18 protein-coding genes are annotated in these 23,811 nt (G+C 63.5%); 6 read left to right on the top strand and 12 right to left on the bottom strand.

The genetic code is table 11. The features are described from left to right. Positions 1–179 precede the first annotated feature (179 nt). Positions 180–3,563 carry a DEAD/DEAH box helicase family protein gene (locus tag HOLFODRAFT_RS0212145; RefSeq protein ID WP_005035789.1) on the top strand — a complete coding sequence of 1,128 codons (3,384 nt, stop codon included), beginning with the start codon at positions 180–182 and terminating at the stop codon, positions 3,561–3,563. Positions 3,564–3,574: 11 nt separating this feature from the next. Here the strand turns inward: HOLFODRAFT_RS0212145 and HOLFODRAFT_RS0212150 are convergent, their stop codons facing one another. From HOLFODRAFT_RS0212150 to uppS, 6 genes are all read right to left on the bottom strand, one after another. Beyond that, on the bottom strand, positions 3,575–4,942 hold the full coding sequence (locus tag HOLFODRAFT_RS0212150) for a dihydrolipoyl dehydrogenase family protein (RefSeq protein WP_005035790.1): 1,368 nt from the start codon (positions 4,940–4,942) through the stop codon (positions 3,575–3,577). 3 nt (positions 4,943–4,945) lie between these two features. Continuing rightward, positions 4,946–5,593: a peptidylprolyl isomerase gene (locus tag HOLFODRAFT_RS0212155; protein ID WP_005035791.1), complete on the bottom strand. Its 648-nt coding sequence runs from the start codon at positions 5,591–5,593 to the stop codon at positions 4,946–4,948. 10 nt (positions 5,594–5,603) lie between these two features. After that, positions 5,604–6,737: an RIP metalloprotease RseP gene (gene rseP, locus HOLFODRAFT_RS0212160; protein ID WP_005035792.1), complete on the bottom strand. Its 1,134-nt coding sequence runs from the start codon at positions 6,735–6,737 to the stop codon at positions 5,604–5,606. A 9-nt stretch (positions 6,738–6,746) separates the two neighbouring features. After that, a complete protein-coding gene (dxr, locus tag HOLFODRAFT_RS0212165) occupies positions 6,747–7,904 on the bottom strand; it encodes a 1-deoxy-D-xylulose-5-phosphate reductoisomerase (protein ID WP_005035793.1) in 1,158 nt (385 codons plus the stop codon). A gap of 94 nt (positions 7,905–7,998) precedes the next feature. Then, entirely contained in the window at positions 7,999–8,892 is an 894-nt protein-coding gene (locus tag HOLFODRAFT_RS0212175; RefSeq protein ID WP_005035795.1) for a phosphatidate cytidylyltransferase, read from the bottom strand. A gap of 10 nt (positions 8,893–8,902) precedes the next feature. Further along, complete coding sequence (gene uppS / locus HOLFODRAFT_RS0212180; protein WP_043485823.1) at positions 8,903–9,589, bottom strand: polyprenyl diphosphate synthase; 687 nt, start codon at positions 9,587–9,589, stop codon at positions 8,903–8,905. A 133-nt stretch (positions 9,590–9,722) separates the two neighbouring features. Here uppS and HOLFODRAFT_RS24065 point away from each other — a divergent pair, with 133 nt between their 5' ends. Together HOLFODRAFT_RS24065 and HOLFODRAFT_RS0212190 are read left to right on the top strand one after the other, a co-directional pair. Continuing rightward, positions 9,723–12,086: a response regulator gene (locus HOLFODRAFT_RS24065; protein ID WP_005035797.1), complete on the top strand. Its 2,364-nt coding sequence runs from the start codon at positions 9,723–9,725 to the stop codon at positions 12,084–12,086. 72 nt (positions 12,087–12,158) lie between these two features. Further along, positions 12,159–14,246 carry a dipeptidyl-peptidase III gene (locus tag HOLFODRAFT_RS0212190; RefSeq protein ID WP_005035798.1) on the top strand — a complete coding sequence of 696 codons (2,088 nt, stop codon included), beginning with the start codon at positions 12,159–12,161 and terminating at the stop codon, positions 14,244–14,246. Positions 14,247–14,337: 91 nt separating this feature from the next. Here HOLFODRAFT_RS0212190 and HOLFODRAFT_RS0212195 read toward each other — a convergent pair whose 3' ends face one another. Beyond that, entirely contained in the window at positions 14,338–14,988 is a 651-nt protein-coding gene (locus HOLFODRAFT_RS0212195) for a CAP domain-containing protein (RefSeq protein ID WP_005035799.1), read from the bottom strand. Between the two features lie 143 nt (positions 14,989–15,131). Between HOLFODRAFT_RS0212195 and HOLFODRAFT_RS0212200 the strand changes: the two genes are divergently transcribed. Continuing rightward, positions 15,132–16,085: a glycosyltransferase gene (locus tag HOLFODRAFT_RS0212200; RefSeq protein WP_005035801.1), complete on the top strand. Its 954-nt coding sequence runs from the start codon at positions 15,132–15,134 to the stop codon at positions 16,083–16,085. Positions 16,086–16,638: 553 nt separating this feature from the next. Here the strand turns inward: HOLFODRAFT_RS0212200 and HOLFODRAFT_RS0212205 are convergent. From HOLFODRAFT_RS0212205 to HOLFODRAFT_RS0212215, 3 genes are read right to left on the bottom strand one after another with little or no spacing between them, the layout of a single operon-like run. Continuing rightward, positions 16,639–16,941, bottom strand: coding sequence for a septum formation initiator family protein (locus HOLFODRAFT_RS0212205; RefSeq protein WP_005035802.1), 303 nt, complete (start codon positions 16,939–16,941; stop codon positions 16,639–16,641). 9 nt (positions 16,942–16,950) lie between these two features. Next, positions 16,951–18,225, bottom strand: coding sequence for a phosphopyruvate hydratase (gene eno, locus HOLFODRAFT_RS0212210; RefSeq protein WP_005035803.1), 1,275 nt, complete (start codon positions 18,223–18,225; stop codon positions 16,951–16,953). A 56-nt stretch (positions 18,226–18,281) separates the two neighbouring features. After that, positions 18,282–19,466, bottom strand: coding sequence for an indole-3-glycerol-phosphate synthase (locus HOLFODRAFT_RS0212215; RefSeq protein WP_005035804.1), 1,185 nt, complete (start codon positions 19,464–19,466; stop codon positions 18,282–18,284). A gap of 221 nt (positions 19,467–19,687) precedes the next feature. On the opposite strand from HOLFODRAFT_RS0212215, the gene upp reads away from it, so the two are divergent. Continuing rightward, positions 19,688–20,314, top strand: coding sequence for a uracil phosphoribosyltransferase (gene upp / locus HOLFODRAFT_RS0212220; RefSeq protein ID WP_005035806.1), 627 nt, complete (start codon positions 19,688–19,690; stop codon positions 20,312–20,314). Between the two features lie 360 nt (positions 20,315–20,674). After that, positions 20,675–21,103, top strand: a complete 429-nt coding sequence (locus tag HOLFODRAFT_RS24075; protein ID WP_005035807.1) for a helix-turn-helix domain-containing protein — start codon at positions 20,675–20,677, stop codon at positions 21,101–21,103. Between the two features lie 82 nt (positions 21,104–21,185). On the opposite strand, the gene HOLFODRAFT_RS0212230 is transcribed toward HOLFODRAFT_RS24075, so the two are convergent. Beyond that, on the bottom strand, positions 21,186–21,893 hold the full coding sequence (locus HOLFODRAFT_RS0212230; protein ID WP_026939285.1) for a hypothetical protein: 708 nt from the start codon (positions 21,891–21,893) through the stop codon (positions 21,186–21,188). Between the two features lie 4 nt (positions 21,894–21,897). After that, on the bottom strand, positions 21,898–23,811 hold the full coding sequence (locus HOLFODRAFT_RS0212235) for a tetratricopeptide repeat protein (protein WP_005035809.1): 1,914 nt from the start codon (positions 23,809–23,811) through the stop codon (positions 21,898–21,900).

Below are 23,811 nucleotides of genomic sequence, written 5' to 3' on the forward strand. Positions count from 1 at the left end.
GGATATCGCTCAAGTTCGCTGAATCAGACCGTGCTGGGCGATATCATTTCGATTCCAGATCGACAAATTCACTATTCACAGAAAATGCGATATTGGAATCACATCCCATCCAAACCCGAAAAAGTGATTCCAGTTTCATCGACCTTGATCGCCACCGCCTTGGGGAGCGCTGAGGAGCCATGACCCACTTCGCCTTCCTCCAGCCCGAATGGCCCCAGATCGCGGCCTCCGCCCTCAAGGCCGAGTCCCTGGCCATGGGGGATCCGCGAACTGCCTGCTTCTACGCCCGGCGGACCCTGGAGCTGATGGTGACCTGGCTCTATGAGCACGATGGGAGCCTGCGGAAGCCCTACCAGGAGCACCTGAGCGCCCTGATCTATGAGCCCAGTTTCCAGTCCCTACTGGAGGCCCGGCTGGTGGCCAAGGCCAAGCTCATCAAGGATCTGGGGAATATGGCGGTGCACAGCACCAAGCCGGTGCGGGTGGAGGATTCGGTCGCGGCGGTTCGCGATCTCTTCCATCTGGGCTTCTGGCTGGCACGGACCTATGCCCGGAAGCAGCGCCCCTCGGAGGACTTGGTTTTTAGGGCCGGTGAACTGCCGCCCCCGGTGGCCGATGCGACAGTCCGATCCCTGACCCAGTTGCAGCGCCTGAACCAGGAACTGGAGGCGAAGGACGAGGCCCTGGCCGCTTCCCGGAAGGCCAAGGCGGAGGTGGACGAGGAACTGGTCCGGCTTCAGGCCGAGATCGCCCAGATCAAGGCCCAGAACCAGGCTCTGCCCGACACCCATGACTACTCGGAGGCGGCTACCCGGGCGACCATCATCGACCTGCTGTTGAAGGAGGCCGGGTGGCCCCTGGATCAGGCGCGGGACCGGGAGTTCGAAATCCGGCCCTTCCCCAACGCATCGGGGGTGGGCTATGCGGATTACGTCCTCTGGGGCAGCGATGGCAAGCCCCTGGGGGTGGTGGAGGCCAAGCGCAGCTCCAAGAGCCCCCAGGAGGGAAAGCAGCAGGCCAAGCTCTACGCGGACGGGTTGGAGCAGATGTTCGGCCAGCGCCCGCTCATCTTCTACACCAACGGGTACAAGCACTGGATCTGGGACGATGCCCTGTACCCTCCCCGCGAGCTCCAGGGCTTCCTGACCCGTTCCGAGCTGGAGCTGGCCATTCAGCGCCGCAGCAGCCGCAAGCCCCTGGGAGAGGCAGAGATCGACACCACGATCGTCGGGCGTTCTTACCAGCTCCGGGCCATCCGCCGCATCGGCGAGACCTTCGAGAAGGACAACCAGCGCAAGGCCCTGGTGGTCATGGCGACCGGCGCAGGGAAGACCCGCACCGTGATCGCCCTGTGCGACCTCCTGATGCGCTGCAACTGGGCCAAGCGGATCCTCTTCCTGGCGGACCGGGTGGCCCTGGTGAACCAGGCGGTCAACGCCTTCAAGAAGTTCCTGCCCGAGAACAACCCGGTGAACCTGGTGACGGACAAGGGCACGGAGGGGCGGATCTACGTCTCCACCTATCCCACCCTGATGGGCCTGATCGACGAGGTCTCCGAGGGGCAGCGGCGCTTCGGGCCGGGGCATTTCGACCTCATCATCATCGACGAGGCCCACCGGAGCGTGTATCAGCGTTACCGCGCCATCTTCCGCTACTTCGACAGCTATCTGGTGGGCCTCACGGCCACCCCCCGGGACGAGGTGGACCGGGACACCTATGGGCTCTTCGATCTGGAGAAGGGGGTGCCCACGGATGTCTATGAGCTGGACGAGGCCATCCGGGATGGCCATCTGGTGGAATACCGGAGCCGGGAAGTCCCCCTGAAGTTCCACCGGGAGGGGATCCAGTACGACCAGCTTCCCGAGGAAGAGCAGGCCGAGTGGGATGCCCTGGACTGGGAGGACGGCGAGGTGCCGGATGCCGTCCCGGGAAGCGCCCTGCATAACTGGCTCTTCAACGCGGACACCGTGGACAAGGTCCTGGGTCATGTCATGAAGCATGGGCTCAAGGTGGAGGGGGGCGACCGCCTCGGCAAGACCATCGTCTTCGCCCGGAACCACGACCACGCCGAGTTCATCGTGGAGCGCTTCGACACCCTTTTCCCCCACCTGAAGGGGCACTTTGCCCGGGTCATCGATTTCAAGGTCAACTACGCCCAGACCCTCATCGACGATTTTTCCAAGCTCAACCAGGCGCCCCACATCGCGGTGTCGGTGGACATGCTGGATACGGGCATCGATGTGCCAGAGGTCCTGAACCTGGTCTTCTTCAAACCGGTGCGGTCCAGAACCAAGTTCTGGCAGATGATCGGGCGGGGCACGCGCCTCTGCCCTGATCTTTTCGGCCCAGGACGGGACAAGAGTCATTTCCTGATTTTCGACTTCTTCGAGAACTTCGAGTTCTTCCGGCAGAATCCCAACCCCAAGCCCTCGCCCCTGCCGGAGAGCCTGGGGCAGCAGGTCTTCCGGGCCAGGACCGAGCTGGTGTTGGGTCTGGACAGGGCCCTGGGGGAACGGGCCTGCGAAGTTGGGGACGAGGACCATTGGACCCTTCGGGATGAAACCGCCCAACGATTGCATCAGCATGTGACCGCGCTCAATCCCGACTCATTCCTGGTCCGGCCTCACCTGGAGCTGGTGGAGCACTTCGCCAAGCCAGAGGCATGGACCGCCACCTCTGTCCTGGAAAGGCCCGAAGCTGTGGGCATCCTGGGGGGCCTCCCCACGGGAATAGACGAGGGGGGCGAGGAGGCCAGGCGCTTCGATCTCCTGGCCCTGAAGCTCCAGCTCGCCCTGCTGCGCAAGGACACCGACTGGGAGCGGCTTCAGAACCAACTGGTGTCCATCGCCAACGCCCTCTCCCAGAAGGGCACGATCCCCATGGTGGCGGCGCATATGGAGTTGGTCCACGACATCGCCTCCGACTTGTGGTGGGAGGGGCTGACCTTGCCCCTCCTGGAGTCAGCCCGGCTCAAGCTGCGGGAACTCGTGAAGTTCATTGATCGGGTGGACCGGAAGGTGCTCTATACGGACTTCGAGGATGAGCTGGGCGAGGAGAGCATTTCCGAGCCCCTTTATGTCCCCATGGGCGTCAACATGGAGCGATTCCGCGCCAAGGCCCGCCAATTCCTCCTGGCCCATGGGAACCACCTCACGATCCACCGCCTTCGCATGAACGAACCCCTGACCCCGATGGATCTGGGTGAGCTGGAACGCATGCTGAGGGAGGCCGGGCTCGGCAACGAAGCCGAGCTGGAGAAGGCCAAGCAGGAAAGCCACGGCCTGGGGCTTTTCGTGCGCTCCCTCATTGGCCTGGACCGCGCCGCCGCCAAGACGGCCTTTGCGGAGTTCCTCCAAGGCTCGACGCTCAATGGCGACCAGATCGACTTCCTGGAGATGGTGATCGACCATCTCACCGAACACGGGGCCATGGAGCCATCGCTGCTGTACGAGTCCCCATACACGGACATCAATCACATGGGAGTGGAGGGAGTCTTCAATCCCCCCCAGGTGGAGGTCCTGCTGGGCGTGCTGGCCGAGGTCCGGAGGAGGGCTGTGGCGTAGGTGTCCCGATTTCAGCCGAGACTCCTGGATAGGGCCACCCGCAGGGCTTCCGGCAGGGTTTCGCACAGGCTCGGGTGGGGATAGATCTGGTTAAGGGCCTCCTCGAGCGTTTTCCCCAGGAGGGCCCCGCCGATGGCCACCAGCTCGGTGGCCTGGGGACCGAGAATGTGGACACCCAGGATGCGGCGGTCCCCGGCATCGGCCACGACCTTGACGAAGCCGTAGGGCTCTCCCGCGATATGGGCCTTCAGGATGGGCAGGAAGGTGGCGCTGCCGGTCAGGACCCCGAGGCCAGGTTCCCGGGCCTGGGCCTCGCTGGGGCCGACGCATCCGGTCTCAGGGTCGCCGTAGGTGCAGCTGGGGACCCGGTCATAGTCGAGGGGGGCGCCCTGGGAAACCGCCAGGATGCCCTCTGCGGAGGCCACATGGGCCAGCATGGGGGTAGCCACCAGATCCCCGATGGCGCAGAGGCCGGGCTCACCTGTTTCCATGCAGGGGCTGGTCCGGATGAAGCCCCGCTCCAGCCGGACCCGGGTGTTCTCCAATCCAAGGTCCTCCGTGGCCGGGGTGCGGCCCACGGCCACCAAGAGGTGGCTGGCCTGGAGCTCGCCCGGCTTGGCACCTTCGAGTTGGCAGATCACCTGCCCGTCGCGAAGCTCGGCATGAAGCATCCGCGTACCCACCCGGATGTCCATGGGGTGCCTTCGTGCCAGGAGCTTGGCCAGTTCGCGGCCGATATCGGCGTCTTCAGCGGGGAGGATACTACCCAGGGCCTCCACCAGGGTGACCCTGGAGCCAAGGCGGGCGAAGATGGAGGCGAACTCCACACCGATGGCCCCTGCCCCGAGGATCACCAGATGGGAGGGCAGTTCCCGCAGGTCCAGGAGCTGGTCACTGGTGAGGATGCGCTGGCCATCGAGCTTCAAGCCCGGCAGGAGCTTGGGGCGGCTGCCGGTGGCCAGTATGATCCGTTTGGCGCCAAGGGCATCTTCGCCCAGGGCCACCCTGCCCTGCCCCAGGAGGCGGGCGCTGCCCTGGAGCACCACCACGCCGTGCTGCTTCATGAGGAACTCGATGCCCTTGGCGCCCCGGAGCACCATCCGGTCCTTCCGGGCCACGATCGCTTCCAGGTCAGGCTGCAGGGCCTTGGGCTCTGAGCCCAGGATGCCGAACTCCTTCAGGTCCCGGGCCTGTTCCAGGCGTCGGGCGGATTCCAGCCAGGTCTTGGCGGGGATGCAGCCCCGCCGCAGGCAGGTGCCGCCCATACCAGCGGGATCCCGCTCCACCAGGGCGACCTTCAGGCCGAGCTGGGCCCCCCGGAGGGCGGCGCTGGTGCCGCCGGGGCCGGAACCGATGACGAGGAGATCGAAGGGGCTCACGCCCTACTTTTCGGGCAGCAGCTCGGCGGCCTTGATCCTCATGGCGTATTCGGGGACATCCTGCATCCCCTGGCGCCAACCCGTGCGGACCTTCTCGATCTTGTCCACCGCCTCCATGCCCTCCACCACGCGGCCGAAGGCACAGTAGCCGTAGCCAGACCCGGTGGACGCCTTGTAGTCCAGGGCCGGGTTGTCCACGGTGTTGATGTAGAACTGGGCGGTGGCGCTGTGGGGCTCTCCGGTGCGGGCCATGGCGATGGTCCCGCGGGTGTTCCTGAGGCCGCCCTTGGAGGTGGATGGAGCCTCATTCTGGATGGGCTCATGGCTGGACTTCTCGGCCATGTCCTCGGTGAAGCCGCCCCCCTGGATCATGAAGCCGGGGATGACGCGGTGGAAGATCGTCCCGGCGTAGTGGCCCTCCTTCACGTAGCGCAGGAAGTTGGCCACGGTGGCCGGGGCCAGGGCGGGCTCCAGTTCCACGACGATGGGGCCATAGCTGGTCATGAACTTCACCCGGGGCTTGGTGGTGGGCACCGGGGGGTGGGCCGTGGGGGCTTCGACCGCGGCCGGGGCCTTGGCCTTCTCGCCACTCCTGGCGCAGGAAGGCAGGGTCAGGGCGCAGAGGGAGAGGCAGAGGAGGCTGAATCGCATGCACGTACTCCTAATGTTTGAGGCGCCAGAGGTCCAGCCCCAGCACCAGGGCCATGAGGCCGATGAGGATGAAGAAGCCCACGGTAAGGATCCGCTCCTTGAAGACCAGGGAGAGATCCCGCCGCCGCAGCTTCTCGATGATGAGGATGAGCATGTGGCCGCCGTCCAGGAAGGGGATGGGGAGGGCGTTGAAGATGGCCAGGTTCATGGAGATGAAGGCCGTCAGCAGGAGGTAGTTCTCCCAGCCGGTCTTGGCGGCCCGGCTCCCGGCCTTGATGATGGCGATGGGGCCCCCAACCTGCTTGACGCTGGCCTGGCCGCTGACCAGCTGCCATAGGGAGTGGAGGATGGCCCCCGCCGAACGGGCGGTTTCGGTGGCCGCCAGAGGAAGGGCCCGCAGGGGGTCCATGGCCTGGAAGGGGCGGCGCGTCGTGGTGAAGGCGGAAGGCATGAACTGGATGCCCAGTTTGCCTGCTCCGCTGCTTCCCTGGGGGGTCACCTGCAGGCGCAGGGGTTTGCCGTCCCGTTCCACCTCAAGGGCGAGATTCTGGCCGGGGCGGCTCTGGATGTAGGTGATGGCTTCCTGGGTTGTGGCTCCCGGGAAGCGGAGCTCCCCCAGGGCATGGATCTGGTCGCCAGCCTGAAGGCCTCCCTTCTCCGCCGGCATCCCCTTGATGACCTCCTCGACCAGGAGGGGGCTGGGCTGGGCATGGACCTCGGTGATCCGCAGCTGGCTGAGCCCCACGCAGTAGAGCAGGACGAAGGTGCCCAGGATGTTGGCCAGGATGCCCCCGGCATAGAAGAGGAAGCGCTTGCGGGCGGGCTGCTTCAGGAAGCCATGGGGGTCCTCGGCGTCGGGCTCCTCGGGGTTGTAGCCCGAGAGCTTGACGTAACCTCCCAGGGGGAGGATCGAGAGACGCACATCGGTCTCGTTCCACTTGAACCCCACCAGGCGGGGGCCGAAGCCCAAGGAGAAGACCTCCACCGGCATCCCCATGCGCTTGGCCATGAGGAAATGCCCAAGTTCATGGATGAAGATGAGGCCACAGATGAGGACGATGGGGCCCAGGATCCCTACCCCCGGAATGGCCAGGGCGAAGAGGAAGACCGGGAGCGACAGGGCAAAGGGGAGGAACCGCTTCATTCAAATCCTTCAGCAGGTGTGTTTTTCGATCCAGGTGCAGGCGCGCAGGCGGGCCATGTGATCCGTTTCAAGAACCTGTTCCAGGGAACGGACAGGTTCCGGGGCCAGGGAGGAAAGGGTATCGCGGTTGCAGGTCGGGATATCCCAGAAGCCGATGCGTCCCGCCAGGAAGGCTGCCACCGACTCCTCGTTGGCCGCGTTCAGGATGGCCGGGGCCGTGCCCCCGGCCCGCAGGGCCTCGTAGGCCAGGGCCAGGCAGGGGAAACGCTCCAGATCCGGGATGCCGAAGCTCCAGGTGCGCATCTGGTCCCAGTCGTAGGGCTGCACGGGGCCGGGGATCCGGTCCGGGTAGAGGAGGGCGTACTGGATGGGGTGCTTCATGTCGTTGCCGCAGACCTGGAGCTGGTAGCTCCCGTCGGTGAAGCCCGCCATGGCGTGGACCTGGCTCTGGGGATGGACCGTCACCTTGATCTGGTCGGGCCTCAGGCCGAAGAGGACCGCGGCCTCGATGACCTCCAGGCCCTTGTTCATGAGGGTGGCGGAATCGATGGTGATCTTGGGGCCCATCTTCCAGGTGGGATGGTTCAGGGCCTCCTCCACGGTGGCGGCCCGGATGCGCTCCAGGGGCCAGTCCCGGAAAGGGCCGCCGCTGGCGGTGATGCGGACCTCCCGGATGGTCTCCGAAGGGCGCCCCGCCAGGAGCTGATGCAGGGCCGCATGCTCGGAATCGATGGGCAGGAGTTCGCCTCGGCCCTCATCCCGGGCCCGCAGCATCAGGCTTCCCCCCACCACCAGGGACTCCTTGTTGGCCACGCAGACCCGGCGTCCGGCCCGGAGGGCGGCTTCGGTGGAGGCCAGTCCGGCGGCCCCCACGATGGCGGCGACGACGGTATCCGCCCCGGGGTGGAGGGCGCAGGCCATGAGGCCCTTGGCTCCGCAGTGGATCTCGGGCCGGTAGCTGAGCTGGGCCGCCAGCCAGCGGGCGTCCTCCTCCTCCGCCACCGAGACGCAGGAGGGTCTCCATCGCTCGCATTGGGCGCGGACCAGTTCGCGGTTGCGCCCGGCCGAGAGGGAAACCACCGAGAGCTGTTCCGGGTGGGCGGCCACCACATCCAGTGTGGAGGTCCCGATGGAACCGGTGGAGCCGAGGATCGCGAGTCTTCTCATGCCTCCACCGCGTTCAGGGGCATGGGAACACGAAGCACACGGAAAATAGGGAAGCACACGAAGATGGACCTGTTCAATTTGCTATCCGTAGCCATCAGTTCAATCCATGCACGAAATGCACATACGCGTACAGCGCCGGTGCGGCGAAGACCAGGCTGTCCAGGCGATCCAGCATGCCGCCGTGGCCGGGGATTCCCATCATGTCCATGTTGGAATCCTTGACGTCGGCGCTCCGCTTCCAGGCGCTTTCCACCAGGTCGCCCAGCTGGCCGACGATGCCCATCAGCAGGCCCAGGGCCACGGCATCGATGGCGCTCCAGTCGGGGCAGACGAAGGCCTTGATGATGAAGGCGGCGATGAGATTGCCCGCCAGGTTGCCCAGGGCTCCCTCCCATGACTTCTTGGGGCTCACCTTGGGGGCCAGCTTATGGCGGCCCAGAAGGCTGCCCACGAAGTAGGCGGTGGTATCCCCGAGGCAGGTGATGAGGTAGAGGGCAAGGATGAGGCGCCCCCCGGTGTTGCTGCGGGTGGTGGCATTGAACATGAAGAGCTTCATCTGGAAACCCAGCCCGAGTCCCAGATAGAGGGCCGACATCCAAGTGAGGGCCTGGCTGGGCAGGGCGTTCTGGATGGGATTCTTCCGGAAGAGCAGCATGCCGAAGTGGATCAGGATCCCGGTGACGGCCAGAGACAGCCAGAGGGGCAGGGGATCGTCCGTGCCCACCAGGAAGAAGTGGACGATGATCAGCCAAGCTCCGAGAGTGCCTGCCACCTCCGAGGGGTCCAGGCCCATCTTCCGGCCCATGCCGCTCATTTCCCGCACCCCCATCCAGGCGGCCAGTCCTACGACCACGAGAAAAATGGCCTTGGAGATCTGGTTTTCGCCGAAGTAGAGGAGGGTCAGGAAGAGGACCGCAAAGACAAGGGCCGATCCGACCCGGGTGGCGAGGTTCTTCCGGTCCAGGGTCCTGTTGGGCTGGCTGCTCATGCGGTCTCCATCAGAGGCCCCCGAATCGTCGTTCGCGGGATGCGTAGATATCCAGGGCTTCCCGGAAGCGTTCGGCGTGGAAGTCGGGCCAGAGGCAATCCGTGACGTGAATCTCTGCGTACGCCACCTGCCAGAGGAGGAAGTTGGAGATCCGGAGCTCACCGGAGGTGCGGATCAGGAAGTCGACATCGGGGGTGCCTGCGGTCCAGAGGCGGGCGGCCAGGCTCTCCTCAGTGATCTCGTCGGGGGAGAGGCCATCCCTGACGCAGCGGCGGGCGGCCAGGACGATCTCCAGGCGGGATCCATAGTTCACCGCCAAGTGGAAGGTCAGGCCGGTATTGCCGGCGGTCTTGGCTTCAAGGGCCTGGATGTCACGCTGCACCCCATCGGGAAGCCCTTCCAGGGCCCCCAGGTGGTGGAAGCGGATGTTGTTGGCCATGAGCCTTGGTAGGAAGATCCGCAGGTACATCCGGAGAATGGCCATGAGTCCCATGACCTCCAGGGCAGGGCGCTTCCAGTTCTCCGTGGAGAAGGCGTAGAGGCTCAGGTGCTGGACACCAGCCTTGCTGGCGGCCTCCAGGATCTCCTCTGCGATCCGGACACCCTCCTTGTGCCCCTTGATGCGCGGCAGGCCCCTTTGCGCCGCCCAGCGGCCGTTGCCGTCCATAATGATGGCGACGTGCTGTGGGATGCTCATTGTGTTCAAGCTGTAACTCCGCGGGACCGATTGGATAGGTCCGCGAATTCTATCACAGGCCTCGCTTTCCCTCCGGGGGGCCAGCGGAACTCCTGCTAGGCTATTCGTGACTCCTCTAGATGGATGGACCCTCATGGTTCAGTTCAACACACGCGCCAATGAGATCCTGCTGAAATTGGTCTACTACGGTCCCGGGCTTTCGGGAAAGACGACCAATCTGCAGGCCCTGCACGCCATGTGTCAGGAATCGAACCGGGGTGAGCTCTTTTCCGTGAACACCCAGGAGGATCGGACACTCTTCTTCGACCTGCTGCCTATCAATCTCGGCTACATCTACGGCAACGCCATCCATCTTCAGATCTACACGGTGCCCGGTCAGGTCCAGTACGACGCCAGCCGACGGGTCGTGCTCGGAGGGGCTGATGGCGTCGTCTTCGTGGCGGATTCCAGCGAAGCGAAGATGCAGGACAATGTGGATTCGCTCTCGAACCTCTACCACAACCTCAATGCCAATCGACTGAACATCAAGCAGATCCCCTTCGTACTGCAATACAACAAGCGGGACCTGCCGGACGCCATGCCGGTGGGCGTCATGAACCGGCGCCTCAACTTCCGCTCCGTGCCCTACTTCGAGTCAGTGGCCAACCGGGGGACGGGCGTGCTGGACACCTTCATGTCCATCGCCCGGGAGACGGTGAGCAGCACCTTCCGCAAGTACCATCTGGACAAGAAGATCAAGGATTTCGATGAGATGCTCAATCTCATCGACTCCAATATCCGGGCCAACATGCAGGAGCTTCCGCCCTCGACGGAGCCCGCAGCCGTTCCCCCGGAATCCACGGTGTTGAGACATTCCGGTGTGAGCGTTTCCGAACTTGTGCCGGGCAAGGTGGCGGATCCACAGGAACTGCTGGAGGATGCCCTCAAGTCCAACATGGAGACGGCCCGCCTCTACTCTGAGCTCAAGCAGGTGAAAGAGTCCCTGGAGAAGAAGAACCAGGAGATGATCGGGCTCTGCGCTCAGCTGGAGAAGGCCAACCAGGACAACATCAAGACCCGCCGCTACCTCGAGGGGCTCATCCAGAGCGTGGGGGAGGCGGTGGTCTCCTTCGCCTCCGACGGTCGCATCCTTACCTGGAACGCCGCTGCTGAGCAGATCTTCGGGTACACCCGCAGCGAGATTGTGGGACATACCTTCCATCAGCTGACCCCCCAGCACCGTTCCGGCGAGTTGGCCCAGGTCATCGCCCAGGTGGGCCAGGGTCGGGTTCTCCGGGACATCCCCACCACCCGCCTGCGCAAGAGCGGCACGGAGTTCCCCTGCACGATCACCTATGCCCCCATCCGGGGCACCGAGGACAAGGTGCTGGCCTTCTCGGCCCTGGTCCGGGACATCGGCGAGCAGCGCTTCCTGGAGCGGAAGGTGCACGAACTTGAGGTCAGTTCCTCCCTGGCTCGCATCATGCCGCCCCTGTTCAACGAGCTGGCCAACCGCTTGAGCCCCATTCTCCTGCAGCGGGGGCTGCTCATGGATGAGTGTGCCAATTCGGCCCAGTCGGAGCGGATCGGCAAGCTGCTCCACTCCATCGATTCGATCCTGAACCTGTTGAAACCCCTGATGATGGTGCTCTCTCCGTCCTCCCCGCGGCTGGGGATGCATGGGTTGAACGCCCTGATCCTGGAGGCTGTGAAGCGGATGGAATCGGAATCCGCTGCTGCCGGTGTGGTGGTGGACTGTTCCCTGGAGCCGATCCTGCCGGATTGCGCCATGGATGGCGACCAGATGCGGGATGCCCTGTTCAATCTCGTCCGCAGCAGCGTCTATGCGGCGGCCAGGTCTGCCACCAAGCGGGTCCGCATCGGGACCCGGCGTGTGGGCGAATCCCTTCAACTGGTGAGCCAGGATACCGGTCCGGCCATCGCCGAGGCTGACAAGGAGAGAGTCTTTGAACTGTCCGGTGCCTCCGATGTCGAGTCCCTGGGGCTCGCAGCGGCCGCTGCCGTAGTCCGATCCCATGGAGGGCGTATTTCGCTCAGAAGCCAGCAGGGCATTGGAAACGCGTACCTCGTGGAGCTTCCCATGTCCGAAAAAACCTCGGCTCCCTCCCAGGTAAATGGGATCCAGGGCCAGAGCATCCTGGTGGTGGACGACGAGCCCTTCCTTCTTGAATGCCTGTCCGATGCTCTGGAGTCGTGGGGCTACAGGGTGACCCCCTGCGCCTCGGGCGAGGATGCGGTGCGGGTCCTGGGCTCCGAGACGTTCGACCTGGTCATCTCAGACATCCGGATGCCTGGATTCTCCGGGATACAGCTCTATGACTGGCTTGTCGGGAATAAACCAGAAATCACCAAACGCATCATCTTCACCACCGGTGACGCCTTCGACCCCGAGACCCGCTCCTTCCTCGAGACCCACGCCCTGCCGAGTCTGGGGAAGCCCTTCGATCTCCGGAAACTCAAGGAATCCCTGGCCAGTCTGAAGCTGAGCGGTGAGTAGGGAGATCCCCCATACCCTCTGCTGGCAGAAAGCGGCTAAGGTTTAGGTGGCCATTTCCTTCTAGGAGAAACCATGAAACATCGTTGGGTTTTCTTGCTGGCTTCCGGGGTCGCCCTCCTGGGGCAAGACCTGCCGCAGGTGCGGGAACTGGAGCGGCTGGGCGAGGGTGGGCGTGAGGTCCTGGTCCTGGGTCTGGACGCCCAGGGTTTCGACAAGCTGAGGGGTCACCAGCGCAAATTCGCCTACTACCTGTACCGGGCCGCTATCGCCGGAAACGATATCGCCTACCTCCAGACACATCGTTACGCCCTGGACATCAAGGAGCTCTTCGAGGTTCTGTACGCCCACCGGGAAGGACTGGACGCCGATACCAAGGCTGGCATTGAGGACTATCTCAAGCAGGTGTGGGTCAACCACGGTCAGTATCGACACTGGACCCACTCCAAGTTCGTGCCTGCCAAGCTGGACTTCGCTCAGCTCCAGAAAGCGGTGAAGGCGGCCAAGAAGGGGGGTGCCCAGTTCCACTTCTCCAAGGGAGAGCCTGTGGAGCGTGTCCTGGTGCGGCTCAAGCCCCACATCTTCGATCTGAAGGTGGAGCCGGTGCTGGTGAATCAGGCCCCGGGACAGGATCCCATCAAGACCAGTGCCAGTGGCCTCTATGACCCAGGCCTGACGCTGAAGGAGATCCAGGCCCTGCCCCAGGAGGCCCAGACCCGCCTCAATGTCCGCTTCGCCAGGAAGGGCAAGCGCGCCGTGGCCGAGCCCTTCAAGATCGGCGGAGTGTACGGGGAGCAGCTGGACTGCGTGGCCTTCTGGCTTCGCAAGGCATCCCAGTACGTCGACAACGAGATGGTGGAGAGGGAGATCGAGAAGGGCGGCGTCAAGGTCAAGAAGATGCGCTATGAGCCCGTCGCCATCCAGAAGAAGGCTGTGGATGAGCTGGTGGCCTACTACGAGACCGGTGATCTGGCCCGCTTCCAGGAACACTGTGTGGCCTGGGTGCAGACCAAGGGCGCTGTCGATTTCCTCAACGGCTTCCATGAGGTCTACAAGGACCCCCGGGCTGTGGTGGGCAGCTTTGAGGCCAACGTCTCCTTGCGCCAGGACTCCGAACCCCTGGACCGGCTGAGTCAGAACGCCTTCTACTTCGAGGGGAAGATGCCCTGGAAGGATGCCTGGAAACGCGCCAAGGTGGAGCCCCCGGTTGCCATCAGCGTCCAGGCCATCGTGGAAACCGGGGATGCCGGACCCATTAGCCCAGCGGCCTACAACCTTCCAAACGCCAATGATTTCAGAAAACTGCACGGGTCCAAGAACGTCGTCCTGCAGAATGTCATGCTGGCGGAGAGCCCCGAGATTCGTCAGAAGACCCTGGAGGCCTTCTACCTTCCCGAAGATCAAGAGCTGATCAGGAAGCATGGAGACCAGGCCCGCCTCTGGCAGGTCTACCTCCACGAGGTCATCGGCCACGGTAGCGGCCAGCCCGATGCCTCCCTGGGGAGCGAGGATCCCTCCGTCAAGCTGGGGGGTGTCTACAATGCCCTGGAGGAGTGCCGAGCTGAGGCTGTGGCCCTCTACCAGGCTGCCGATCCAAAGCTGGCCGAGATCGGTGCCGCGACGGTCGCGGATCAGCCCGGCATGACGCAGGCCATGTACCTCCAGCTCCTCACCCGGCAGCTGCGGGCCAATGGCGAGGCCACGGATGGGGTCCTGCGCAGTGCCCACCGCCAGGGAGGTCAGGCCATCCTGAACTACCTGATCCAGCCTGGCAAGGACTTCGGGACCAGCGTGATCCAGAGGGATGGGCATTTCTATGTCCAGGTGTCGGACGCCCAGAAGGCTCGCATTGGTGTGGGTGAGATCCTGGAGAAGCTCCAGACCTTCAAGTCCATGGGGGATCGTGCCGGAGCAGAGGCCTTCTTCGAACAATTCGGAAGCCAGGTGAACCCGGACTGGCAGAAGGATGCCCAGGCTCGCATTGCCGCCATCGGTCGTCCCCGGGAAACGGCCTTTGTCTTCCCCGCCCTCGTTCCGGTGGTGGAGGAGAAGGACGGTCGCGAGGTCCTCAAGGAGGTGCGTCTGGAGAGCAAGGAGACCCTGGCTGAACAGATGCTGCGCTACCGGGCATGGGCCCGCAGCCGGGAGCTGGCGCCGAAGTAGATCGGGTTTCACGCGGAGGCGCGGAGCGCGCGGAGGAAAAGCGGGATTACCTTCCTGTCTCCGCGTGCTCCGCGCCTCCGCGTGAGCCCCTTCAGTCCTTGAACCCGTCGGCCATATCCACGACGGTCATGGTGCCGTAGGTCTTGTGGGATCCGGTGGCGGCTCCGGCGATCCTGAAGTCTGGGTCGAAGATGTTCCTGCGGTGGCCCCTGTCGGGTACGCCATCGTCGATGACCAGCTGGAGCATGGTCATGCGGGGCACCTCTGGCCCGTAATTGATGATCTCCCCGCAGACTCCGACTGGACCCTGGCGGGCGATGCGATCCTGCATGGTGGAACCGGTGGGGCCTTTGTGCCCTGTCTGCCCGGTGGGGCCCTGCTCGCGCACCAGCTCCAGGGCTGAGCGGAAAAGGCTCTCTGAGAATGCCAGGGGCTCGCGGGGAGGGACGGACTCAAGGAAGGCCACGGCCTCATCCAGGGCGGCAGCGCCCTCATTGGTCCGGATGGGGATGCGGTTCGGAAGGCGCCATAGCGTGCCATCGAAGTACTTCCTCAAGGCCTTCAGGTAGTCGGCATAGGCCTTGGGGTACTTCCGGATGCGGTTGATTTCCAGTACGACTGCCTTCTCCTCCGGGGTGGCAGTCACGCCTTCCGCTGCGTCCAAAGGTGCTGGCTCGGAGGTTGGAGGCTGCCCCATGGCGGGGGTGATGGCCAGCAGGAGGGGTAGGATGGCTCGCCGCATGATTCGTGTCACCTCATCTTCTATGCCTCGGTGGGACGGAATCCATTCTCTCGTCAGGATGAAGCGGCTCACGGGAGTCCCATGCCGATCGGCATTAGATCCTATCGTCACTCTGGGCCTACAATGAAAGCGCGGAGTGTTTCATGGTCCAGCCTTATCTCAGCGTGGTCATCCCCATTTACAACGAGGAGGAGAACATTCCCTCCCTTTGGGAGCGGCTCTCCACGACCCTTCGGACCCACTTCAACACCCCTGGACGCGACTGGGAGGTGATCTTCACGGATGACGGCAGCCGCGATCGGAGCCTGGAAATCCTTACCGAGATCGCCGCAGCAGAGCCCAGGGTTTCCGTGGTGGAGTTCAATCGGAACTACGGCCAGCACAGCGCCATCTTTGGGGCCTTCTCCCTGGTCCAGGGGCAGGTCGTCGTGACCCTGGACGCGGATCTCCAGAACCCTCCGGAGGAGATCCCCAAGCTGGTGGCCAAGATCGATGAGGGATTCGATGTGGCGGGGGGATGGCGTCAGGGGCGGACGGACAACGACAGCCTCTTCCGGACCCTTCCCAGCAAGCTGGTCAACGCTGTCACCCGGAAGACCACGGGTGTCCGGATGAACGACTACGGGTGCATGCTGCGGGCCTACCGCCGCGAGATCGTGGACGCCATGCTCCAGTGCCGGGAACGCTCCAGCTTCATTCCGGCGTTGGCCAACAGCTTTGCCAAGCGCATCGCCGAGGTCCCGGTGGGCCACGCCGAGCGCGCTGCCGGCGAATCCAAGTACGGCCTTTGGAAGCTGATCAACCTCCAGTTCGACCTCCTTACCAGCTTCAGCCTCCTTCCCCTTCAGATGCTCAGCGTGCTCGGTGTGCTCATCAGCGTCCTGGGCATCGGCTTCGGCATCTACCTGATGATCTATCGGATCCTGCACCCAGAGGGGAGCGCCGAGGGGGTCTTCACCCTCTTCGCCATCCTCTTCATCTTCGTGGGAGCCCAGTTCCTGGCCTTCGGACTGCTGGGGGAGTACATCGGTCGCATCTACCAGGAGGTGCGGGACCGTCCCCGCTTCGTGGTGAAGAAGGTGCACCGGAAGGGGTAGGCGCCCCAGCGGCCAAAGAGAAACCCGATTATCGGCTTTGCTCAGCCAGGAAGTTCAAAAGAGTGAACACAGACGTGATGGTCGGGCTTTGCCTGGCCATCACGTGGGGGTCAAAGGGGGGACATCGCGAGCGCAGCGAGCAGGCGGTCCCCCCTTTCATGGCAGAGGGCACAGAGAAAAGCAAAGGCTGGCTGGGATGGAGGGGATACAGGGGATGAAAAGCCTCTGGTCTGAATGATCGGCGCTCCGGCCCTGGTTCCAGGAGGGTGAGCAGGCTGCGCACGCGCGCGTGCCGAAGCCCGCTCACCCTTCCGGAACGCGCCCGGCAAAGCCGGACGCCCCCGCTTCGCGGGGCGGGCTGGAGCGTCTTGGTGGACCATTGTTGTACGCTGATTGCTTTATCCTGCTTCATCCTTTTTATCCCAGCCGATTCTGATTTTCGGGGCCTGCCAAAAGCTATCCCAGCCCCTCGGCCTTGGCTGAAGCAAGCCGATAATCGGGAAAAGAAAAGGAGAGAGCGTGTGGCTCTCTCCTTTTCTTTCTGCGACGGCTCTTAATTCTTGCGTTCCCGGAATGTGTAGATCGTCTCACCCGGCTTCGCAAAACCCTGACGTCGAGCCAGGGCCTCGAGCAGTTCAGGGTCCTTGGCGGCCAGACGCTTGACCTCTTCCGTCAGTTCCAGATTCCGCTGCGCCTTGACCCCAAGATCCTGACGGAAGGCGACGAGTTCAGCCTCCCGCTTCCGCAGGTTCATGATGCCGTCCGGCGACACGAACAGGATGGCAAGGGACGAGACACCGGAAAGCCCCAGGGCCCACCAGAGGGTGCTGGACTTCAGGAGCCAACCGGCGTTCATCGAGAGGTCCTAGAGGCGATTGAATGCTTCGCGACCGGCGTAGCGGGCGGCGGCCCCCAGCTCCCACTCGATCTGGAGGAGGCGGTTGTACTTGGCCACCCGGTCCGTGCGGCAGGGTGCGCCGGTCTTGATCTGACCTGCGCCGGTGGCCACGGAGAGATCGGCGATGAAGGTGTCCTCCGTCTCGCCGCTGCGGTGGCTGATGATGGCTCGGTAGCCCGCCTTGTGCGCCATGTCCACGGCCTTGAGGGTCTCGGTGACCGTGCCGATCTGGTTCAGCTTGATGAGGATGGCGTTGGCCACGCCCTCTTTGATACCCCTGGAGAGGATGGCGGGGTTGGTGACGAAGAGATCGTCGCCCACCAGTTGGGTGGTGGCGTTGAGCTTGTCCGTCAGGGCCTTCCAGTTCTTCCAGTCACTCTCATCGCAGCCGTCCTCGATGGTGATGACGGGGTGTTTCTGGGTGAGTTCCGCGTAGTAGTTGATGAGCTGGGTACCCGTCTTCTTCTGGCCATCGATCTCATACTTACTGGCCTTGTAGAACTCGCTGCTGGCGCAGTCCAGGCCAAGGTAGACATCCTTGCCGGGCTTGTAGCCCGCCTTGACGATGGCTTCCTCGATGAGGACCAGGGCCTCCTCATTGGACTTGAGGTTGGGGGCGAAACCGCCCTCGTCGCCCACACCCGTGGAGAGCTTCTGGGCCTTGAGCACGGTCTTCAGGGCGTGGTAGATCTCGGTGCCCCAGCGCAGGCCTTCCGAGAAGCTGGGAGCGCCGACGGGAAGGATCATGAATTCCTGGATGTCCACGTTGTTATCAGCGTGAGCACCCCCGTTGAGGATGTTCATCATGGGGACTGGCAGGGTTCGTGCCGATGCGCCGCCAAGGTAGCGGTAGAGGGGTTGGCCGCAGGCCTTGGCCGCCGCGTCAGCGACGGCCATGGATACGCCCAGGATTGCGTTGGCACCAAGATTGGACTTGTTCTCGGTGCCATCGAGGTTGAGCATAAGCTCGTCAAGTTCGGCCTGCTGGAAGACATCCATGCCTTGGAGGGCATCGCTGACCTCGGTATTGATGGCCTGCACCGCGTCCAGCACACCCTTCCCCAGGTAGCGCTTCTTGTCGCCATCCCGCTTCTCCAGGGCCTCACGGCTTCCCGTAGAGGCTCCCGAAGGAACCAGCGCCTGGCCGTACTGCCCATCGTTGAGTTGCACGCGGGCAAGCACCGTGGGGTTGCCACGGCTATCCAGGACTTCAAGGGCGGAAACGCGTTCGATCAGCTTCATAGGGGCACCACTAGAACTTGACGATAGTTAAGAATTTATTTTTAGGCGGAAGCAGCCTACTTGGATGCCTTCTTGGCAGCGGGGACGGCCTTGGGCTCCGCTTTCTTGGCGGCGGGCTTGGTAGCGGGGACAGACTTGGGCTCGGCCTTCTTGGCGGCGGGCTTGGCAGCGGGGACAGCCTTGGGCTCGGCCTTCTTGGCGGCAGGCTTGGCAGCGGGGACAGCCTTGGGCTCGGCCTTCTTGGCCACAGCCTTGGCAGGAGGGACAGCCTTCGGTTCAGCCTTCTTGGAGGCGACTGGAAGTTTTGCCACTGGAAGCTCCTTTTCCCCCTGAGAGGGCGGTTGAGGTTTGACGAGGGTTGCATGTTTTGGGTTAACAGCGTTGCGTCCACCTGCCGCTGAGGTCTCCGTCTGCTCCGATTCGGCATCGGAGAGGGCCCCTGCTCTTGGCTTGCTTCGTCCGGGTTTGCGGGCCACTTCCACGCCCGAAAGAATCTGAGCGAGACGTTTCCCGGGGTAGAACTCGTCCAGGAGCACATCGCCGATGATGATGCCGTGGACTCCCAGTTCCTCGATCTGCCGGATCTGATCCAGGGTCTGGATGCTCGCCTCCACCATGCGGAGGCACTGCTTTTCAGGCACCTTTGCCACCAGTTCGAGGGCCAGTTCCCAGGAGGGCTCCCAGGTGTCGAGATCCCGACCGACCACGCAGATGATCTCGGCGCCGGCCTCCAGGGCCCGGGCCAGATCCGCCTCGGAGGAAACCTCGATGACCACATCGAGCCCCTTGGTGCTGGCCAGTTTGTTCAGGGCGGCCAAGCGATCTGTTTCCAGCATGGCGGCGACAAGGTAGATGGCATCGGCGCCCAGGATCTTGCTCTCCTCCACCTGGTACTCTTCAAGGATGAAGTCCCGGCGGAGCACCGGCACCTTGACCAGGGGGCGCACCTCCGGGAGGTTCCGGTCTTCGCCGTAGTAGAGGAAGCGGTCCGTGGCCACGGACAGGGCCTTGGCTCCGTTCTCCACCAGGCTTTTGGCGTGAGTCGATGCGCGGAAGTTCTCCCTCACTTGCCCTCGGAGCGGATTGCCGCCAGCAACCTCAGCCACGATCGTGATGCCGGGCTGGCTGAGCTCTTCCTTGAGCGAGTGGTAGCCGCGATAGGGTTCCTTCACAGCGGCTGGGCCCTTCTGCTTCTTGATCTCGACGTCCAGTGCTTTGAATATCTGGACCTTTTTCAGCATCTACAGCCCCCATGGCATCTTGAATCCCAGTCTAACTGGGGCCCGCAAAAAGAACGATGGTTCTTTGATTTCAACTACAACCAGCCTTGCAAGGACGGTCAATCAATTTTGTCGTGTGTCTCCCGAGATTGTATTCTCGGTAGGCGATGCACAACACCCCGGAGCAGCGACCCCTTTTGGAATTTTCATCCGGGTTGCCGGATCGCACCCCAGGAGAATCCATGGAACCCTTGATCCTAAACCACCCTTTGGCCCTTCACAAACTCTCCTTCATCAGGGACCGGAAGACCTGTGGCCTGCTCTTCCGGCAACTCGTCGAGGAACTGGGTCTGATCCTGGCGGTCGAGAGCACCAGGACGCTGGCCACGGAGTCCGTGGCAGTGGAGACGCCTCTGGAACGCACCCAGGGGCGGCGGCTCCTCCCCCTGGACCCCGTTCTTGTCCCGGTGCTGCGGGCCGGTCTGGGGCTGCTTCCCGCTTTCCTTCAGCTCATGCCCACGGCCAAGGTCGGACACCTGGGTCTGTACCGGGATCACGACACGCTGGTGCCGGTGCCCTACTACCGGAACTTCCCTCCTCTTCTGGAGGAGCGCACTGTATTCGTGCTGGATCCCATGCTGGCGACGGGAGGAAGCGCTTCCGAGGCCGTGCGCCAGTTGAAGGCTGCCGGGGCCAAGAAGCTTTCGCTTGTGGCGGTCATCGCCTCCCCTGAAGGGATGAAGCGCATGGCGGAGGACCATCCGGATGTCCAGGTGGTGGTGGCTGCCCTGGACCGGGAGCTGAACGAAAAGGGATACATCCTGCCGGGTCTGGGGGATGCGGGGGACCGGATCTTCGGGACTAATTAGTTTCGGGGTGCGGACGGAGTTGGCCACCCCTATGCCTGAAAAGAATTTCGGCACGGTCTTCTTGCCTTACATCTTATATGGTGTAATCTGATGCCAGGAGAAAGGAGCTTCGTGGGCGAGAACTTCATTGATCCCAGGATCATTCTCAAGCTCGCCATTCAACACGGGTGGACTTCTCATGAGAGTCGAAGCGGGGGTTCTCACACCATCATGCTTCGGAAGCCGGACGGGCGGACTGTTTCCGTTCGCAGTAAAATCAAAGGTCGCATCGAGGCCCAAGTTCTTCTCAAAGAGCTTGGGATCCCAAAGAAAGATTGGCCTGAGAAGGCCAAATAGTCGCGACAACGCGCAGAGGCGCTCATGCATAAGTATTTCGTTGAGCTTAAGGAAAGCAGGGATGAAGGTCTCTTCGTAGCCCAGGCTCATGATGTCCAGGGACGTTTTCTTGGGGTTGTGAGCGAGGAAACGCGAGAAGAGGCTCTGGATGCTCTCAAGGGCCTGGTTCTGGAAATGCTGCTTGAGTTTGCCGCCCAGGGAGAGAATCCACTCCAATCCGTATTTCGTGATGCCCCCAAGCACGGTCTGGAACTCTATTTAGCAGATCTCTTTCCAGCCACCCTCAGGTACCGACGGTTCCAAAAGGGACTCACACAGTCAGAAGTTGCAGCCCAAATGGGCCAAGCTCAGCAGGTCTATGCTCGACTTGAACGCCCCGGAGTTAACCCCACGCTTGCGACCGTCCAGCGTCTCGGAGCCATTCTGGGAACCGATATCCTGGCTTACGCCTGAGGGGCATACCGAGCTTCCGGGATAGTCTCCATTCTGGTTCCGCGTCCGGAAGCCTCTGTTGCCGTTTGCCTATTTGTGGGCTCTACCTCGCCCTGGTGGCGAGCACCACGATCTCCTGGCCGGTCAAGAGCTCGGCGAGGGTCCGGTGGTTGCGGGTGAGCACCATGCAGATGAAGGAGAGGGGGAAGACCGTCACGGAGAGCAGGTGGAAGAGGGAGAAGGCCAGGCGCCGTTCCGGCTGGTTGGCTCCAAGCTGGAGGCCGAAGCGTCCCATCATGGGCGACTGTCCCGTAAGGGCCAACGGGACCATGAGGGCTGCCCATGAGAGGACGAAGTGCATGGGCAGGAGGAAGTGCCAGAGCTCGCTATAGGCCTGAGTCAGCATCCCGGTCTGAACCCATGTGAATGCTGCGAGCAGGAGGTTCGCTGCCAGCAGGCCCATGGCTTCGAGGAACTCGAGCTTGGCGAGAGGCCAGAAGGAATCCCCCCCATCGGAGGCTGGTGGGGACTGGAGCGTGGGCTGGCTAGGGGGCCTGGACCACTCCGGTAGGGGGTCGAAGTCCTCGTCGGGTTCGGGGCTTTCCATGATCACCGGGGCTACGCGACCCAGCGCCGGAACTGAAATCGCCTGCTGGTGAGGGTTGCGTTCCGTCTTTCCCTGAAGCGCGCTGGCCTGGAAGAGGAGAGGCCTGGCCATGGGAGGCTTGGCCAGCTCGAGTCCGCAGACCGGACACTCCAGGGCGAGGGCCGAAAGTCGGTGATGGCAGCTGGGGCAGGTTCTGACTGGCACTTCCCTACCCCAGCAACTGGATCCAGCTGGCCCGCTCCGCCTTGCCCATGCTCTGGATCTGCTCCAGGAGCCTGAGGCGGGTGCGCCAGATCTTGTCCTGGGGGAAGGCTGCCCTGCCGCGGCGAAGGGCGTCCTTGGCGTCTCCCCAGCGTTCCTTGGAGGCGAAGACCTGGGCCTTGGCCAGCCAGACCCTGCCGGCCCGTGCTCGGAGGAGAGGGTTGTCGGGGTCCATTCGGAGGAGTCCGTCCATGAGCTTGTCAGCCCCGTCCAGGTCTCCGATCTGGACGAGTTTCTCGAAATCCGGTAGGGCGTAGGACCCTGAAACCGTGCTGGAGAGCCCTCCCTTGGCTTTCTCCAGCAGTTGGCCAGCACTGGCGTCCCCTGGATGGAGCCGCACCAGTTCCTGGGCCCTGAAGTAGGCCAGCAGTGAGTCTTCGCCGATGGCCCCCTCCGCCTCCTTGCGGATGGCGACCGGGGATTCCGCCAGGTCGGGGATCTGGGTGCTCCGTGTCACCGGGGCGAGCATCTCTCCCCGCCGGGAAGCCACCGCAGCGGCCAGGGCGCGGTCCTGCCGGAAGCTGTGGACGATGTAGGAGAAAATGATGAGGGCGAAGAAGGTGCCGATGGTGGTGATGAGTACCTTGGGCGAAAGGGCCCAGGGTGGGAGGGATCCCACGCGAAGGAGGGTGCTGAGGGAAAGCCCTCGCCGACTCGCTGCGGACTCCCGCTCGATTGCGGGCGGGGGCATCACGGAGGCGGGTGCCTGGACTTCTTCAGGGACGGGGGGTGGCACCTGGGTGGGCAGGGCCTGGGCGGTCGCGAGGGTGCGGGCCAGCTGGTAGCCCTGGAGGGCTTGGGCATCCTCCGGTCGGTGCTGAAGGATGCGGTGGAAGAGATCTCCGGCATCCGCAAAGCGCTGGCGTTGCATTAGTTCTGCGGCATCCGAGAAGAGGGGCCCAAGGGGGTCCAACTGGGGAGCAGGCTCCGGGGTCGGCCGGGGTGGTGGGGGGGCCTGAAGGCTCTCGGTGCTGGCCATTTCCAAGTATCCCTGGGCTTCAGCGTGCTGGGGGTTTGCCTCCAGCACTCTCTTCCAGCGCTCAATGGCTTCCTCTGTCATGCCCATGTCGTAGAGCTGGACGCCCTCCTTTACGACCCGGGCCAGGGGGTCTTCACCCTCATCGGCTGTCTGGAACACCGGTTCTGCGACAGGTTCAACGCTTGTTGGCGGGGCTTCCGGGTCGAACGGGGCCTTCCCAAGCTCCTTTCGGGCATCGTTCACGTACTGGTGTGCCAGGGCGTGGCCGGGCTCCAGGGCGAGGGCCCGCTCCCACTTCGTGAGAGCGCCTTCCACCTCTCCCATATCGTAGAGGGTGCAACCCTCCCGGAGGAGATTCTCGGTCTCAGCGGGTTCAACCGGGGTTGGGACCGGGACCTGGGCCAATACCGGGGCAGGCTCCGGCGGGAGCGGGGTGGCCTGGGCCAGAATGCGCTTCGCCTGCTGAAGATAGCCTTTTGCCAGGTTGTTGTCCGGATCCTGCTCCAGAACCTCTTCCCAGATCCTTAGGGCGTCCTCCACTTGGCCAGCATCGTAGAGGGCGCAGCCCCGGTCCAGGGCCCGGGTGAGGTCCGAGGGGCTGGGGGGGGCGAGGGGGGCTCGTGAGGGGGCGCCTTCGGGCAGGGCGGTGGCGGTATCCCTCGGGTTGCCCTCCTTGGGGGAAGCGTCGCCAAGGCCATCCTGAGTCGCCCGGGCATCGAAGTGGAGTTTGACCTTGTAGAGCCCGGCCTGGGCCCGTTCGTGGCCAGGAACCCGCTTGAGGACGGCCTGCCAGATCTGCCCTGCCTGGACCACCTCTCCGCCCTGGAAGAGCTGGTCCGCGCGGTGGAGATAAGACTCGTATGGATCTTGTGCATTATTCAT

The organism is Holophaga foetida DSM 6591, from assembly GCF_000242615.2.
GTDB classification, from domain to species: domain Bacteria; phylum Acidobacteriota; class Holophagae; order Holophagales; family Holophagaceae; genus Holophaga; species Holophaga foetida.